13 protein-coding genes and 2 pseudogenes are annotated in these 16,484 nt (G+C 61.5%); 7 read left to right on the top strand and 8 right to left on the bottom strand.

The window, feature by feature from the left end; translation table 11 throughout:
* Window positions 1-33 precede the first annotated feature (33 nt).
* The 6 genes from CHB88_RS20610 to CHB88_RS20585 all read left to right on the top strand — a co-directional run bounded on the left by CHB88_RS20610 (window position 34) and on the right by CHB88_RS20585 (window position 6,404).
* Complete coding sequence (locus CHB88_RS20610; protein WP_089401233.1) at window positions 34-990, top strand: tripartite tricarboxylate transporter substrate binding protein; 957 nt, start codon at window positions 34-36, stop codon at window positions 988-990.
* Window positions 991-1,050: 60 nt separating this feature from the next.
* Complete coding sequence (locus CHB88_RS20605; protein WP_089401232.1) at window positions 1,051-2,664, top strand: gamma-glutamyltransferase family protein; 1,614 nt, start codon at window positions 1,051-1,053, stop codon at window positions 2,662-2,664.
* A 181-nt stretch (window positions 2,665-2,845) separates the two neighbouring features.
* Window positions 2,846-3,142: a 4a-hydroxytetrahydrobiopterin dehydratase gene (locus CHB88_RS20600; protein ID WP_176442580.1), complete on the top strand. Its 297-nt coding sequence runs from the start codon at window positions 2,846-2,848 to the stop codon at window positions 3,140-3,142.
* A 54-nt stretch (window positions 3,143-3,196) separates the two neighbouring features.
* Window positions 3,197-3,901, top strand: coding sequence for an SDR family NAD(P)-dependent oxidoreductase (locus tag CHB88_RS20595; RefSeq protein ID WP_089401231.1), 705 nt, complete (start codon window positions 3,197-3,199; stop codon window positions 3,899-3,901).
* 180 nt (window positions 3,902-4,081) lie between these two features.
* Window positions 4,082-4,924 carry a polyprenyl synthetase family protein gene (locus CHB88_RS20590; protein ID WP_143131394.1) on the top strand — a complete coding sequence of 281 codons (843 nt, stop codon included), beginning with the start codon at window positions 4,082-4,084 and terminating at the stop codon, window positions 4,922-4,924.
* Window positions 4,925-5,261: 337 nt separating this feature from the next.
* The gene (locus CHB88_RS20585; protein ID WP_176442579.1) at window positions 5,262-6,404 is read left to right on the top strand and encodes a carbohydrate-binding protein; all 1,143 of its coding nucleotides are present in this window, start codon (window positions 5,262-5,264) and stop codon (window positions 6,402-6,404) included.
* A gap of 120 nt (window positions 6,405-6,524) precedes the next feature.
* Here CHB88_RS20585 and CHB88_RS20580 read toward each other — a convergent pair whose 3' ends face one another.
* The 4 genes and pseudogenes from CHB88_RS20580 to CHB88_RS24825 all read right to left on the bottom strand — a co-directional run bounded on the left by CHB88_RS20580 (window position 6,525) and on the right by CHB88_RS24825 (window position 10,573).
* Window positions 6,525-7,298, bottom strand: coding sequence for a DUF2846 domain-containing protein (locus CHB88_RS20580; protein ID WP_089401228.1), 774 nt, complete (start codon window positions 7,296-7,298; stop codon window positions 6,525-6,527).
* 1,029 nt (window positions 7,299-8,327) lie between these two features.
* Window positions 8,328-8,837 (bottom strand): annotated as a pseudogene (locus CHB88_RS20570) (IS630 family transposase); the annotation flags it as partial.
* Window positions 8,828-9,253, bottom strand: coding sequence for a helix-turn-helix domain-containing protein (locus CHB88_RS20565; protein ID WP_089401225.1), 426 nt, complete (start codon window positions 9,251-9,253; stop codon window positions 8,828-8,830). The pseudogene CHB88_RS20570 and the gene CHB88_RS20565, both read right to left, overlap by 10 nt.
* A 729-nt stretch (window positions 9,254-9,982) precedes the next feature.
* Window positions 9,983-10,573 carry a hypothetical protein gene (locus CHB88_RS24825; protein WP_143131392.1) on the bottom strand — a complete coding sequence of 197 codons (591 nt, stop codon included), beginning with the start codon at window positions 10,571-10,573 and terminating at the stop codon, window positions 9,983-9,985.
* Between the two features lie 328 nt (window positions 10,574-10,901).
* Between CHB88_RS24825 and CHB88_RS20555 the strand changes: the two are divergent.
* Window positions 10,902-11,665 (top strand): annotated as a pseudogene (locus tag CHB88_RS20555) (IS5 family transposase).
* On the opposite strand, the gene CHB88_RS20550 reads toward CHB88_RS20555, so the two are convergent.
* From CHB88_RS20550 to CHB88_RS20535, 4 genes are read right to left on the bottom strand one after another with little or no spacing between them, the layout of a single operon-like run.
* Window positions 11,662-12,588, bottom strand: coding sequence for a phytoene/squalene synthase family protein (locus CHB88_RS20550; RefSeq protein WP_089401223.1), 927 nt, complete (start codon window positions 12,586-12,588; stop codon window positions 11,662-11,664). The pseudogene CHB88_RS20555 and the gene CHB88_RS20550 sit on opposite strands and share 4 nt — an antisense overlap.
* On the bottom strand, window positions 12,588-14,066 hold the full coding sequence (locus CHB88_RS20545; RefSeq protein WP_245845116.1) for a phytoene desaturase: 1,479 nt from the start codon (window positions 14,064-14,066) through the stop codon (window positions 12,588-12,590). The genes CHB88_RS20550 and CHB88_RS20545 overlap by 1 nt, the downstream gene beginning before the upstream one ends.
* Window positions 14,063-15,223, bottom strand: a complete 1,161-nt coding sequence (gene crtY / locus CHB88_RS20540; protein WP_089401222.1) for a lycopene beta-cyclase CrtY — start codon at window positions 15,221-15,223, stop codon at window positions 14,063-14,065. Before crtY ends, CHB88_RS20545 begins: the two co-directional genes overlap by 4 nt.
* Window positions 15,216-16,484, bottom strand: coding sequence for a glycosyltransferase (locus tag CHB88_RS20535; protein WP_176442578.1), 1,269 nt, complete (start codon window positions 16,482-16,484; stop codon window positions 15,216-15,218). The genes crtY and CHB88_RS20535 overlap by 8 nt, the downstream gene beginning before the upstream one ends.

The following is a 16,484-nucleotide window of genomic DNA, read 5'->3' as shown; positions in this document are numbered from 1 at the left end:
CACAGGGCGGCATAACCACGACGGAGACAAGCCATGACACTGCGCACCCTGCTGGCGGCCGCAACCTGCGCCGCCCTTGCCGCCTTTCCCTTCACCCAGGCCCGCGCCGACTATCCGGACAAGCCGGTGCAGTACATCATCCCGTTCACGCCAGGGGGAGAATCGGATTACGTGGCGCGCCTGCAGTCGGAAGTGTTCAAGGAAAAATTCAAGCAATCCATGGTGGTGCTCAACAAGCCGGGCGCCGGCGGCGGCCTGGTCTGGGGCCAGCTCAACAGCATGCCGGGCGACGGCTACACCATCGCCGGCGTCAACCTGCCGCACATCGTGCTGCAGCCGCTGGACGGCTCGGTGAACTACAAGACCGAGGACATCGCCGCGGTCTACTACTACCACTTCACGGCGGATGCGATCGTGGTGCCGGCATCCAGTCCCTACAAGACCTACCAGGACCTGGTAAAGGCAGCCAAGGAAAAGCCGGGCAGCATTAGCATGGCCGGTTCCGGCAGTTTCTCCGCCAACCACATGGCGCACGAGCGACTCAACAAGCTGGCCGGCATCAAGACCACCTACGTCCCCTTCAAGGGAACCGGCGACATCATTTCCTCCATGCTCGGCCAGCACGTCGATGCGGCGATGACCTACCTGCCCTTCGCCATCCAGCAGAAGTCGCAGATGCGGCTGCTGGCCGTGGCTTCCGAGAAGCGCCATCCCGCCTTTCCCGACGTGCCGACCTTCAAGGAACTCGGCTTCGACTGGGTGGATGGCGCCTATCGCGGCATCGCCGTGCCGAAGTCCACGCCCAGGGATGTGCAGAAAAAAGTGTCGGACATGATGGCGGTGCTGAACAAGGACCCGGAAACCAGAAAGCGCCTGGTGGAAGGCGGTTATGATCTCGTTGATATCCCGGTGGACCAGATTCCGGCTTTCATGGCGGAGCGCACCAAGGTATATATTCAGGATGCGAAGAACGCCGGCGTGATCAAGTAAGGCAAGTAAGGCGCCGCCGCGCGATCCCGCATCCATCCGAGAACGAGAGACAGACGACCCATGCGAGACAACCACGACGACAAGACTTTCTGGGATTACCCCTTCACCTCGCAGCGCCTGCCGCTGGTGGCGGCCAACGTGGTGGCCACCTCGCAGCCGCTGGCCTCCGCCGCCGGCCTGCAGATGCTGGCGCGCGGCGGCAATGCCATGGACGCGGCCTTGGCCACCGCCATCGCGCTTGCCGTGGTGGAGCCGTGCATGAACGGCATCGGCGGCGACGCCTTCGTGCTGGTCTGGGATGGCAAGGCGCTGCACGGCCTGAATGCCTCGGGCCGCGCGCCGGCGGCCTGGACCCCGGACTACTTCGCGAAGTACGACGCCATGCCTTACCGCGGCTGGGACTCGGTCACGGTGCCGGGCACCGTGTCGGCCTGGCGCGCGACCTGGGAGCGTTTCGGCAGCCTGCCGTTCGAGGATTTGTTTGAACCGGCGCTGCGCTATGCGAACGACGGCTATTTCGTGTCGCACACGGTGCACCGCCAATGGCAGGCCCAGGTGCCGGAACTGATCACGCAGCCCGGTTACCGTGACGCTTTCGCACCCAACGGCCGCGCCCCGCTGCCAGGCGAGCGCTTCATCTGCCCCGGCCAGGCGAGCACGCTGGAACGCATCGCGCGCAGCAAGGGCGACGACTTTTACCGCGGCCAGCTGGCGAAGGCGATCGCCGATCATGCGCGCGCTACCGGCGGCCTGATCCGCGAGGAAGACCTGGCGGCGCATCAGCCGGACTGGGTGGAGCCGATTTCCATCCGCTACCGCGACCTGGAACTGCGCGAGATCGGGCCGAACGGGCAGGGCATCGCCGCCATGATGGCGCTCGGCATGCTTGAGCAATTCGACATCGGCGCGATGCCCTTCGACTCGCCGCTGGCCTGGCACCTGCAGATCGAGGCGATGAAGCTGGCGTTTGCCGACATGGTCGAGTACGTGGCCGACGCCGACCGGATGACCGACGTGAGCGCTTCGCACCTGCTGGACCCGGCCTATCTGAAGCAGCGCGCCGCGATCATCGACGCCAATCGCGCTTCCGCCCCGCGCCCGGGCAGGCCGCACAGCGGCGGCACCGTCTACCTCACCGCCGCCGACGAGCGCGGCATGATGGTCTCCTTCATCCAGTCCAACTTCAAGGGCTTCGGCTCCGGCGTGGTGGTGCCGAATACCGGCATCGCGCTGCACAACCGCGGCTGGGGCTTCAACCTGCGTCCCGGCCACGTGAACGAAGTGGCGCCCGGCCGCCGCCCCTTCCACACCATCATCCCCGGCTTCCTGATGCGCGACGGCCGGCCGCTGATGAGCTTCGGCGTGATGGGCGGCTCGATGCAGGCGCAAGGCCATCTGCAGGTAACGAGCCACATCGCCGACCGCGGGTGGAATCCGCAATCGACGAGCGATGCGCCGCGCTGGCGGGTGATGGATGACAACGACGGCGTGGCGCTGGAATGGAACACGCCGCCGGCGGTGATCGAGGGCCTGCGCCGGCTTGGTCATCCGGTTACCGTGGCGCCGCGCTTCGACCTCGAGTTCGGCAGCGCGCAGATGGCGCTGCGGCTGGACAACGGCGCCTACGTGGCGGCATCGGACCATCGCAAGGACGGCTATCCGGTGGGGCTGTGAGGCGGACGCCCAAGTGGATGACCGGGCGGACGACCGCCTGGACGATGCGGTGACGGCGCGGGTGCTAGCATGGGCGATATGAAGTGGGCTTGCAAAGGTGCCCGGCGGCATGCAGTGCGTTTCGCGCTGCAGCCGCCAACCCGACCGCAAAGCCAGCGCCCATCCACCCGAGGTAAAAATCATGGAAAAACTTTCCGCCGAAGCCGCTGCCGGTCTGCTGGCCAGCCTGCCCCACTGGACCCATGACGCGCAGCGCGGCGCCATCCGCCGGCAATACCGGTTCGCCGACTTCGCCCAAGCCTTCGCCTTCATGACGCAGATCGCGTTGACGGCGGAGAAGCGCGATCATCATCCGGAGTGGTCGAACGTCTACGACCGCGTCGACATCACGCTGACCACCCACGATGCCGGCGGGCTGACCCAGCTCGACATCGACTTGGCCAGAGCGGCCGACGAGGCTTTCGCCCGTTTCGGCTGAGCGCCACTCCCTTCCAGCCACGAGCCGCACCGGGCGGCAACCAGGAGACGTGCAATGGATTTCCAGGACAAGACCGTGCTGATCACCGGCGCCGGCGGCAACCTTGGCCGGGCGGTGGCGCATGCCTTCGCCGAACGCGGCGCTCGGCTGGTGCTGGCGGACATCGACCGCCCAAGGCTGCAGCAGGCTTATGGCGGTGAAGGCGATGCGCGCCTGTTCGCGCCGGCGAATCTGCTGGATGCCGCGCAGGTGGCGGCGGCGGTGAACCAGGCAAGGCAACGCTTCGGCAGCATCGACATGCTGTGCAACATCGCCGGCGGCTTCCGCATGGGGCCGCGCGTACATGAGACGGCCGACGCCGATTGGGATTTCCTGCTTGGCTTGAACGCGAAGAGCATGCTCAACGCGGTGCGCGCGGTGGTGCCCGGCATGCTGGAGTCCGGCGGCGGCAAGGTGGTGAGCGTGGCCGCCAACGCGGCGCTGAAGGGCGTGGCCGGCATGGGCGCCTACTGCGCCAGCAAGGATGTGGTGATCCGCCTTACCGAGTCCATGTCGGCGGAATTGCGCGACAGCGGCATCAACGTCAACTGCGTGCTGCCGAGCATCATCGACACGCCGGAGAACCGCGCCGCCATGCCGGAAGCGGATTTCTCGCGCTGGGTGGCGCCGCAGGCGCTGGCCGATGTCATCTGCTTCCTTTGCTCCGACGGCGCGCGCGCCATCCATGGCGCGGCGCTGCCGGTGGTCGGGCGCAGCTGAGCGTTTTCATCCCCGCGCCCGGGCTTGCGCCGGCTCGACGCGTTGCCTGCCGTTACGCATTCAATAGACGCAGGTCAATCTTGCAGCCGATAAGCGCCGCAGCCGCGCGCCAGCGCATTGGCAGCTCGCAACCCTGCTATAGAATCGAACGCACGATTGTCTTCGACAAAGAGCGACAACATGCTAGCTACCGATGCCGCGGATTACGCTGCCAGCGACTGGATCGCGCGCAGCCGCGTCCGCATCGACCGGCATCTCGACCAACTCCTGGCGTCGGCTCATCCATCGCCGGTAATGGAGGCGATGCGCTACAGCGTGCTGGCGCCCGGCAAGCGGGTGCGTCCGCTGCTGACGCTGGCGGTGGCCGATTGTCTCGCCGGCAATGAGGATGCCGCGCTGCAGGTGGGGTGCGCCATCGAGATGATCCACTGCGCCTCGCTCATCCTCGACGATCTGCCCTGCATGGACAACGACCGCGAGCGGCGCAGCCGGCTGTGCACCCATGTCGCCTACGGCGAGAGCCTGACGATTCTGGCGGCGGTGTCGCTGCTGACCCAGAGCCAGTGCATCATCGCCTCGGACGACGGCCTGAACGGCGAGCTGCGGCTGAAGCTGATCCAGCTGCTGTGCCATACCGTCGGCCCCAGCGGCCTCTCGCTCGGCCAGTACCACGACCTGAACGCGCGCGGCGACAAGCAGAGCGCCGCCGCCATCACCGACATCCACCATCTGAAGACCGGCGTGCTGTTCCTGGCGGCTGCCCGCGCCGGCTGCCTGGTGTCTCATGCCAGCCCCGAGCAGGAAGAAAGCGTGATGCGCTTCGCCACCCATGTCGGCCTCGCCTTTCAACTCCGGGACGACATGAAGGACAAGGGCGAAGCCGCGCCCAACCTCGTGGCCCGCATCGGCGTCTCCAGCGCCGAGCGCAGGCTGGCCGACTACATGCAGGCGGCGGAAGATGCGCTCGCCGGCGAGGCCAACACGCTGGCGCTGCGCCAGTTTGCCGCTGCCTTCTTCCAGTAGCCCGGCGCGACGCTTCATTCTCCTGACGGCAACACCGCCATCCCGGCAGGCTGCATCCGACGCATCCTTCCGTTCGTTGCGAGCCTTGGCGCAATCGCCGCAACCGCGCCTTTCCGCATGCGGAACCTGAAAGTTCCATGCTTCGTGCCCGCGCTTTGATTGGGATCAGCGAAAACCGTTTGCGAGCCACGGTCTGCCGAACATAATTAATGTGCAGGCACCGCTTCGATCCGTTCGGGCGCGCCTCCGCGCAGACCCTTGCATCGGCTGCCGACCGTCATCGGGCATGGCCGAAGGGCAGGCAGAGAAAGCCGACGAGACGAAAGGACGACACATCATGAACAACAAGAAAGCGCCATCCTGGCCCAGGCTCGTGATGCAGTGGATCATGGGCATGGCGGCGATGCTCCTGTCCGCGCAATCCTTCGCTCAGGCGCAGAAGGTGGACATCACGGACAAGAACGCCGCAGTCCGGTACAAGCTGCGCGAGCCCTTCGATCTGAGCACCGTACCTTCCAGCCCCATCGTTTTTCCGGACATTATCGAGTGGACCGTCGATGGCCGCCGCATCGTGGTGTACCCGTCCATTCCGGGGAATTCGCTCGACGTCGAACACGTTCATTCCGGCTTGCATGTCGGACCGAACCAGATCCATGTCCAGGGCCCGCTGTTCGGTTACGCCGCCAGCGACGTGACCGGAGGCATCGTCTACAGCCTCACCGGCGGCGATGCCGGAAGCGGTTCTTCGCGGCTCACCGAAAAAGTCGACATCCGCAACAAGTCGAGCCAGCCGGTTTCCATCGACGCCATCAACGGCCTCGGCTGGCTGCCCGACAAATCGGCGCCGCACAACGGCAGCCTGGAAATCCCCGACCTGACCGGACTGACCGTCACCGGCACCACGGTCGCATTCGTCCAGGGCAGCGGCACGGCCAACGCGCTGCTCACCGATCCGCCGTTCCCACCGCTGACGATCTACCCGGCGGCGACGATCTCGGGATTCAACTCCTTTCTGGTCCGCACCGTCACGCTGCAGCCCGGCGCCACCCTGACCATCCTCACCGAGCTGAACGTCAGAAACACGCCCGCCACGCCGGCCGAGCCGGTCGCCTTCATCGAGGGAGAGAGCTTCACCAGCTCACGCGGCGTCACCATCGAAGGCGCCTATCTCGCCAGCCTCGACAATGGCGACTGGGCGGCCTACGACGACGTCAACTTCGGCTCGGGCGCGACGGTATTCGAGGCCCTGGTCGCGGTCGACCCGATGTTCGCCAATCAGAAGCTGGAGATCCGGCTCGACTCGCCCACCGGCACGAAGATCGGCGAGATGGTCATGCAGTCGACAGGCGGCTTTCAGAACTTCCAGATGCAGCGGGCGACGCTTACCCAGGGTGTGTCCGGCGTGCGCAAGGTCGTCTTCGTGGCGGTCGGCACGTATGGCGTAGGGAATGTCGACAAGTTCCGCTTTATTCCGGGGTGAGCAATTCACTGATTCGCGGGCGCGGACGGTCTGGGCTAATCGATGATGCGATGGTGTCTTCGACTAGCTTTCAAACAGGCGCTAACGCTTTGCCAATGAAGGAAAATACATCTTGAGTTATCAAGGCTTTTCGCTGACTGTATCGCGATCCACCGCGTAGAGCTGGCAGTTGACATAGGATCGCTTCTTGCAAAGGTACTTGCCTCGCTCCACCGGGTCTTTCGGTTCGTCGGGGCTGTTGCCAAAGGGTCCGGAAGTCGAAACCCACATGCCGCCTTCACCGATGAAGAAAGCTCTCGGAAACCGCTGGCGCAGCCACTTTTCGTAAGCGGCACGCCCTTTTTCGCCGAGATAAGGCACCGCATTAACATCGTCTATGTCGGCACGTCGCGCGAACCGGGTCGAACTTATTGGCACGCCGGTTGATGCTGCAGCCAGATTCAGTTCTTTCAAATCATTCAAAGCCACTTCGGGAGAACGCTCTTCCAGACCCGAGCCGAGGTAAAAAGAGTTTGCCAAAAGTCCGGTCTGAAAATTGAATTGATAGAACTTCTGCTCTCCGCTTTTTGCTTCAAACTTTTCAACACTCTGCTTGGCAAATACTGTCGTCGGACCCGCCATGGAGCTGGGATCGACTCTAAGACTATGGAGGCCTGGCTTCAGTTTGAACCATAGGTAAGAACCATTGTAGAGCTCTCCAACCTTTTCTCCATTCAGCAGAACCGTAAATGCGGTGGCATTGCTCACGAAGTTGGATGCTCGATAGAGATAGACGTTGCTCCAATTTTCCTCGACTTTAGATAAGCCATCGAATTTAGGCCCAGGAGCAGTTGCGCAACCGGCTAGCACTAAAAGAATAAGCGTGATATGTGAAATGAGCCGCATGGTTTTCATAGGAAATATCCAGATTTAATGTGCCTTCATTCGAAGTGCGAAACCGGGAAAAGGAGGTTACGTAGATTTCGAATTTTTGTGCAAGAAGTAACCGTTGATCATCGCACTTGATGTAGCTATTAGAATTAAATCCTACAATCTTCGAGACGCGGCTCTACAGTCATTTTTTCCGACCGCAGAGTCATAATTTGGCCAAGCTTTCGAAGCGAGCTTGTGTTCGCAGATTTTCCATAAGGTTAATGCTCGCGATCATTGCAGAGGGGCGTTTTGAGCAGTCGCGTTAATTGTTTCTTAAAAAAGTATGTTTTATAACTGGCCGAAAGCGAAATCTTCTTGCGCCCAACTGAGCAAAGCTAAAGCAGCTCTGTGGCTGAAGGCGAACAGCCGTAGACCTATTGTGCCTTTTCGATTCCTTGAGCCGTTTTCAAACAGGCTCTTATTCGCTTGAGATTTACCGCAGCAAAAAGCAATAGGGCAGGAACGATCGTCAATAGTGTAAAACTGAGAAGATTCCTGATTAGGTGTGCGTCGGAGGGAATCAACGAAGACCCAAAAGCGATGACGCCCCCGAAAACGATGCAGAGGATCGGGAAAATGGCGGTCCAAAGCAATCTATTGCCTCTCCCAGCCAAGGCAAGGCTGATCCCAAAAAGCAGCGAAGGTAGTCCAATACCTTTCCCTAAGATTGCCAAGAGCCCGAAAAGGCCTTGGGCGTCGGGATCGTCTTTTAAAAAAATAAAAAGCGAAGCACGCAGCAACAATCATGAAAACCATTAAAGCAATGGCGACATAGCATTTGCACATTCTGGCTCTCATAATATTTTATGTAATCATTAAAGTTGACCCCTTAATCTATCATTTAAGATATGAAATTAGTTGAGTTGGCAACCCAATTGTCTTCAAGGCGAGACAACTTTTATAGGGATGGCAGGGCAAATTTTGCCTGCCTCAATATCGTGGCGGTCTTCACCACGCGACGGCGTTACATCGCTTTTCAAATTAGCTTACGGGGTTGCCGCAGTGCTCAAACTATCCACGAGCATCGCTATTGCTTACGGTGTTGACCGCTTTTCTGAGGGCTTCATCGAGTGCGGTACGAGTACGAGCCTTGAGACTTCGAAGCTTTGTTTTCAACTTTGACCAGCAAAGCTCAATCGGTGACAGGTCGGGTGAGTAGGGTGGCAGGTAGATTAGCCTGGCTTTCTTTTCCCGGATCGCCTGCTCGATGCCATCGACCTTGTGAGCCCGCAGGTTGTCCATCACTACCACATCGCCCGGGCGCAGTCTTGGCGCTAGCACTCGCGTGACATAGGCTTTGAACACGGCGCCATTGGTGGCCCCTTCCGCGCTCATCACCGCATCTAACCCATACACTGACAACGCACTGAGAATGGTGACATTGCGGCCGTGGTTGGCCGGCGCCGTATCATGCACTCGTCTGCCGGCTGGCGCCCGACCATAGCGGCGGGTTATGGCGATATTGATGCCGGATTTGTCGACGAAGTACAGCTGTCGTACCGGCTGGCGGCTTATCTGCCGGCCGTAGCGCTGGCGTGCCTGATGTACCGCCTGGCGGTCTTGCTCACTGGCACGTAAGGTCTTTTTTTACGCCGCATGCCCATGTCCTTGAGCGTTCGTGACACCGTGGCCCTGCTCACCGCAATGCCAAGCTGGCGTTGCAGCAGCTCGCACAGCTCAACCAGTGTCGCATCCGGCTGCTGCTCGATCCATTGCCGCAGATGATCTTTGGCGTTGGCATGAATACTCGGTGAACGTCCCCGTGGCAGCGGATTGGGTTTAACCACATCCCCCGTTTCCCGGTACAGCCGCCACAGCTTTTCCACCGTAGCCAGGCAAACGCCGAAGAACTCGGCCACTTCCCGTTGACTGACGTTGCCACGCTCACAGGCGGCAATCAGCTTCCAGCGCAAATCTGTTGAGAGGGCGGCGGCCATGACCTCTCTCCTTCATCCCAAAGATGGCATAGAGTTCACACTCTTCGCTTAGTTCCTTATGCTTCAGCGTAAGTCGCGGTAATAAGATTCTTAGGCTGCGAACTTCTAACTGGGTTCTTTATACTTTATGGTAAAGCATTGTAAATCTTGTTGGATCCAAACCCGATAATTAGTTGTTCGAAACGTCGACTATCATTCGCTTTTCGTGGGTGAGTAGCCTGGAATCGACAGAGTGACTTCGAAGGTTGAAGAGCAATTTGTAGAATTAAGAACAGCCCCGCAAGAAACGGAATCTTTGGGCGTACCTGTAATTTCCCCAGTTTGAAAGTCAACGCTGATCCAGGGTACTGCATATTCTGGAGTTATAGAAAAGCGCATTGAACCTAAACAAGAATTCGGTACGCCGGTAATAGTGGGTTTATAAGTAGTTACTTTGTTTAACGGAAAATTTAAAGTAGTTATACCTTGGTATGTCCAACTTATTGCAAGGGCTTTCTCTGTTGAGCAAGCACTTTGTTCGCTGGTTCCACCGCACGCGAAGAGATTAGCGCATATTAAAAAAGGTGGAAATGAGCTTAAGTTGTTTGTACATTTTATGAGATCCATTAATCAGCTGCATTTCCGGAAAATTCTTTGAGAAGAAAATTCGCATATTGTCTTGATGACAAAAATAATGCCGCGTCTCAAGGAAAAAATCAGGGAAGACTATGGTGACAATATCATCCAGCTTCAATTATTTGAAAGGCTCAATTCAATGTCTTCAATTACATCATTTTCGTTGAATGAAATTGATAACGACTTGCGCTCAATTTCTATCTTACCGAAGGGCGCTGTCCTTCGAGCAGTGTACTGATACGAAATCGTCTTTTTAGACAGAGCCTTGCTCATTGGTGGAATATACGTGCCAGATGGCTCTCCGAGTAAAGCGATCACGTCTGAATGTGTGCTCTGCCCTTTCTTAAGTGTCGAAGCCTTTTCTGGATCGAAATTTGTATTGTCTGCATCGAATGAGGATATGAAAGTTTGACCAACGAGAGTGTTGTTGTAAAAGAAAAATGTTTGGACTCTCACTGGAATCATTCTCAAGTCACTGCCTCCTTGAACGGCAGAAAAACCATACGAGATTGCTTTAACCGCCTTGCCATTCTTCGTCATGTTGGTGGCTTTGTAAGAATCACCCATTTCCTTAACGATTTCATTCTGTGTGCTTCGACCAAGCTGAAACTTGCCTGGTTGAGGCCTGTTGAAGTTCACACCGGCGCAAGCGGCAAGAATTAAAGAACATACTGACACAACAATGTATTTCAGAGCATTTTTCATTCTTTGAAATATTACTTTTCAATTAAATTTCGTTAAATAGGGGTATATCGAACATAACCACCCGATTTGCATCTGCTAGATTGCCGCGGTAGCAGCAGCAAGGACTCTTAGGTCAATACATTTAATGAGAAGCAATTGACATTATTGGCGTTCTTTATGAATCGTGACAATAGTCAAATTCGCCGCTTGATTTAATGTAAGGCGATGTTAGTAAGAGCGCCTAGAAAAATGAGAAAACCGCGGTCTAACAGTCTTTCCGGTGAGTTGCCTGGAGACGCAAAATGCGTCGTGAACTGATGATGATGGGCTGTGGGAATTCGGTTAGCCCTTGCTACCCCCTACGCTGCTTCACAAATCGCCAGCAGGGCGAAAGCGCTTGGAAGACAGGCGCCTGCTAACTGGCATTATCTACATTCGGCAGACCGGTTTGCCCTGGCGGGTGCTGCTGCAAGAATTGAAGTGCGGTTCGGGCATGACCTGCTGGCGGCGGGCACGCGACTGGCGCCAGCAGGCGGAGTGTGGGAAAAACTGCACCGGGTTTTGCTTGCCAAGCTGCGTCACGCCGAGCGACTCGACTTCTTCCGCGTCATTGCCGACGGCTCGTCCGTGCGAGCGGTACACGGCGGAAAAAACAGGGTCCAACCCGACTGATCGGCGCAAGGCGGCCAGCAAGCACCATCTCCTCGTCGATGCCAACGGCATGCCACTGAACATCGTCCTCACCAGGCCAACTGGCAAGACCCCGCCCAACCCATGCCGCTGCTGGACACCATGCTGGCTATTGCTGGTCGCCGTGGCCGGCCTTTGAGTAAACCGAAGTGCGTGCAGACCGCGCTTATGACTGCAAACGCGACTGCTGTTTGCTTAGCAAGCGCAGAAACGTTCCGCAACTGACCAAGCGAGGCACTGAACATGGAAGCCACCTGAGCATGACACGCTGGGTTGAATTCCGCAGACTGTGGGGTGCGCTACGAGAGGCATGCCGATATGCATGCAGCATTGATGCGATTAGGCTGCGCTAATTTTGATGGCGAACGCTATATCGACCATTCCGCAACCTCGTCCCGTTCCTATTTTGTAAGACGCTCTTAGGTTTTAGTCCACAATCCTTCCCGCCGGGTCCCTGCTACCCCCCGCCGCACTACCGCATTCAACGCCAGCACGCTGCCCTGGCACAGCCGCAGCATCTTGCGCCTGTTCGACACTTCCATCCGTCGACTCCAGACATCGTCACCCGCGGCCTGCACCTGCAGGCCGATGTCGCGGTAGATCAGCAGGGCGCTGGCGATGGCCCAGGCGCTGCGCCAGGGCAGCTGCGACATGCCGATGCGCGCCGACGCATAGTAGGCTTCCGCCAGCTGCACCAGGTCGCAGGCGAGGGCATGGAGTTCAATCCGATGGCGGTCAAGGTCAATACCGTCGCGCGCGATGCCCCTGCGCTGCAGCCATTCCTCCGGCAGGTAGCAGCGCCCGATCTCCCAGTCGTCGCGCACGTCGCGGGCGATGTTGGTGAGCTGGAAGGCGATGCCGAGGTCGGCCGCGCGGTGCAGCACCTGCTCGCCGCGCGCGCCCATGATCTGCGCCATCATCACGCCGACCACGCCGGCGACGTGGTAACAGTAGCGCAGCGTATGGTCCAGCGTCGGGAAGCTCGCTTCGTTCGCATCGAGGGCGAAGCCTTCCAGCAGGTCGAACAGGTGGCGCCGCTCGATGCCGTGCTTGCGCACGACTTCTTGCAGGGCGGCGAAGGCGGGCAGGCTGCTGGTCCTGCCGCGGCAGACGCGCTCCGTCTCCTCGCGCAGCAGCTGCAGGCGGTCCAGTTTTTCCTCGCTGCTCAGCGCCCGGGCATCGTGGCCCAGGGTCTGGCCGTCGATCACGTCGTCGCAGTAGCGGCACCAGGCATACAGCATCATCACGCTCTGCCGCGTGTCGCGGTCGAACAGCATCGCGGCCTTGGCGAAGCTCTTCGAACCCTGCCGGATTGCGGTTTCACTGTAGGCGGCGAGGTTTTCCATCACGCGGCGCTCCGTTCCATCTGCTCGGCCAGGATGATGCCGGCGGTGGCCTTGGCCGAGCCGACCACGCCTGGGATGCCGGCGCCGGGATGGGTGCCGGCGCCGACGAAGTAGAGGCCGCCGATTTCCGGGTCCTTGTTGTGGGTGCGGAAGTAGGCGCTCTGCCACAGCACCGGCTCCAGCGAGAAGGCGGAGCCGACATGGGCGTTGAGCTCGTCGCGGAAGTCATGGGGCGTGAAGATGCGGCAGGTCACCAGGTCGGCCTTCAGGTTGGGGATGCACTGCCGCTCCAGGTAGTCGAGGATGCGGTCGCGGTAGCGCGGTCCCTCGGCTTCCCAGTCGATGTCGGCGTTGCCGAGGTGCGGCACTGGCGCCAGCACGTAGTAGGCGCTGTGGCCGGGCGGCGCCAGCGAAGGATCGGTCACCGTCGGCGCATGCAGATAGAGCGAGAAGTCGGCCGGCAGCTCCGCGCCGTGGAAGATGTCCTTGAGCAGTTCGCGATAGCGCGGGCCGAACAGCACGGTATGGTGCTGCAGCCCCGGCCGCGTGCCCTTCAGGCCGAAGTAAATGACGAACAGCGACATGCTGAAGCGCTTCTTCTTCAGGCTGGCGGCGCGGCGCTGCGCCGGCGCGCTACCGCGCAGCAGGCGATCGTAGGTATGCACCACGTCGGCGTTGCTGACGGCGAAGCGGCAGGGGATGCGCTCGCCGGACTGCAGCCGCACCGCCGCCACCCGCCCCTGTTCCACCACGATCTCGTCGACGCCGGCGTCGAGCCGGATCTCGCCGCCGAGGTCGCGCAGCAGCTTCACCATGCCCTGGATCAGCGCGCCGGTGCCGCCCTGCGGGAAGAACACGCCCCACTGGCGCTCCAGGGCATGGATGAGCGCATAGATGGAGGAAGTCTCGAAAGGGTTGCCGCCGACCAGCAGGGAGTGGAAGCTGAAGGCCTGGCGCAGGTGCGGGTCCTTGATGAAGCGCGACACCATGCCGTACACGCTGCGGTAGCTCTCCAGCCGGATCAGCTGCGGCGCCACCCGAACCATGCTGCGGAAGTCGGGGAAGGGCACATGGCCGAGCTTGATGTAGCCTTCCTCCAGCACCGCCTTCGAGTAAGCGAGGAATTCGCGGTAGCCCGCCACGTCGCCGGGCGACTTGAGCGCAATCTGGCGGTCCAGCTCCGCCTGGTCGTTGACATAGTCGAAGCGGTAGCCGTCTTCCCAGCACAGGCGGTAGAAGGGGCTCACCGGCAGCAGCCGCACGTAATCCTCGATGCGCCGGCCGGACAGGCGGAACAATTCTTCCAGCGCGGTGGGATCGGTGATGACGGTCGGCCCGGCATCGAACACGAAGCCCTGGTCTTCATACACATAGGCGCGTCCGCCCGGCTTGTCGCGGCGCTCCAGCACGAGCGTATCTACGCCTGCCGACTGCAGGCGAATGGCGAGGGCAAGCCCGCCGAAACCGCTGCCGATCACGATGGCTTTGATGATGGTTCCTTTCCGAAAGCGAACATGGCGCGCAGCGCGGCGCCGAGCGGCACCGGCGGCTTGCCGGACAAGATGCGAAGCTGGTCCCACGGCGTCAGCCGGCCGGCGTAGAAGCGCTCGATCAGCGGTTGCGGCAGGCGGTAGAAGCGCTGCAGGATGCGGTATCGCTGCGCCGGGGCGCTGGCGAAGAACAGCATGCGGTTCAGCAGGCGCAGGTAGGCCTGACGCTGCCACTGCCGCCGCGAGAAGTCGCTGATGCAGGCATGGAAGTCTTCCGGTTGGAGCGCGCTGTCCGCCAGGCGATCGGTCAGGCGCACGGCGAAGGGCAGGGAATAGCCGGTGGTGGCATGGAACAGGGCGGCGCGCAGGCCGCTGCAGGCCAGTCCCGCCGGCTTGTCGGTCCAGAAGCGTTCGATGTCGCCGTCCAGCGTCACCGGCAGCACGCCGGTTTCCTCGCGCCCGATGCGGTCGATGCGCCAGCCGCGCCCGGCGGCATAGGCGGCGATGCGGCCGCGCAGCGCGTCGGCGTCGAATCCCGGCTCGGCGCCGTAGTAGGTGTCTTCGATGAGCAGGCGGCGCTCGTCCAGCGGCAGGGTATAAACGAAGCGGTAGCCGTCGTCCTGCGCCACCGTCGCATCCATGATGATGGGCAGCGCCTGGCCATGCGGCTGCGCCATCGTCACTTCCTGGCCGAGAAACTTTTGCCAGGCGCAGCGCAGGTGGGCGGACGGCGCGGGGCCGCGCCCATCGATCACCACGCGGGCCTGCAATGTCTCGCCGTGCAGGCGCACACTGTTGGAGCCCACCCGTTCCGGCGCCGCATTCAGCCTGACCGACGTCTTCAGCGCCTGCGTCAGCACCTCATGGAAGCGTGCCGAAGCGATGCTGAAGCAGGGCGTGGACAACCGGCGGTGATGCGTCGGGAAGCGCACCTCGTAGCCGGGCCAGCGATGGCTGATCAGCGGCGCCAGCCAGGCATGCTGGGCCGGCGTCAGATCGGGCCCATAGAAGGACCAGGTATGGTTGCCGCCCAGCGCGCCTTCCCGTTCCAAAAGCAGGATGCGCAGGTCCGGCCGCTGCTGATTCAGGCGCCAGGCGATCAGGCCGTTGGCGAGGCCGCCGCCCACCAGGATGAGGTCATGCATGGACGAGCATCCTTTCCAGCGCGTCGCAGGCCTGGCTCACGCCATCTTCGCGGCGGCTGCGCTCGCCCAGCGCCTGCGCATGGCGCCGCATGCCGTCGTCGGCCAGCGCTTGACGCATCGCGGCGCGCAGCCGGCCGAGGCGCTTGCCGGTCACCACCTTTGCCACGCCGAGTTGCCGCAGGCGCAAGGCGTTGTCGAGCTGGTCGTGCGCATGCGGCACCACCACCTGCGGCTTGCCCGCTTGCAGCGCCTTGAAGCAGGTGGCCGAGCCGCCGGAATGCACGATCAGCGCTGCATGCGGAAATACCTGTTCGAAGGGCGCGTAGCCGATCCGCAGCGCCGTCGGCGGCAGCGGTTCCATGGCCGTTGATTCCGCCAGCCCGCCGGTGATGAGCAGCGCGCGCAGCCCGAGCGACTGCGCCGCCGCCAGCGCGGCGCGGTAGAAGCCGCCGGCATCGTTGCTGGCGGCGGAGGAGAGGGTGAACACGGCCAGCGGCGCGCCGCCGCGCGCGAGGAAGTTGCGCACCGTCGGCGGCAGGGCGGCATCGTCGGGCTGGTACAGCGCGGTGCCGGTCTGCACCGTCGGCGCCGGCCAATCCGGCTGCGGCCGTCCCAGCAGCGGCGAAAACATCGCCAGCACGCAGGCCGGCGAATGCTGGCCTTCGTACATGGGATGGCCGGAGCTGTCGATGCCGAGCTCGCGCTTGAAGTCCTGCACCGGCCGCATCCAGGATTCGGTGAATCGTCGCACGTAGCCGAACACCTTGCCATGCAGCGCCGGCGAACGGCCGCACAGCCAGGGCAGCAGCGGCAGCGGAATGTAATTGGGCCGCTCATGCAGCGAGAAGAAGCACATCGGCTGCAGCACCGCCGAGGCCCAGGGGATCCCGGTGCGGGCGGCCACCAGGGGCGCGGCCAGCGCCATCAGCGACTGGCTCACCAGCAGGTCGGCCCCGCGCGTGGCCTGCACCAGGTCGGCGTAGCTGGCCCGTATCGCCGGCCCGAGATAGTGTCGGTAGACGAACTCGCCGCCGGTGCGCGGATGCATGAAGCGGGCATGGAAGGCCGGGGTGTTTTCCGGGTCGGGGCGCATGTGGCGGAACTCGAGGCCGGCGGCTTCCACCTGCGCCCGGTGCACGGCGCTGGTGGCAATGCTCGCCCGGTGCCCGCGCCGCTTCAGCTCGCCGCCGACGGCCAGGAAAGGATGCAGGTCGCCGAGCGACCCGGTGGTGGCGAAGACCACATGGCTCGCATCCGCCAT

The organism is Noviherbaspirillum humi, from assembly GCF_900188095.1.
GTDB lineage: Bacteria > Pseudomonadota > Gammaproteobacteria > Burkholderiales > Burkholderiaceae_D > Noviherbaspirillum > Noviherbaspirillum humi.
The sequence above is the reverse complement of the archived record's forward strand: the minus strand, read 5'-3'. Positions and strand labels throughout refer to the sequence as shown.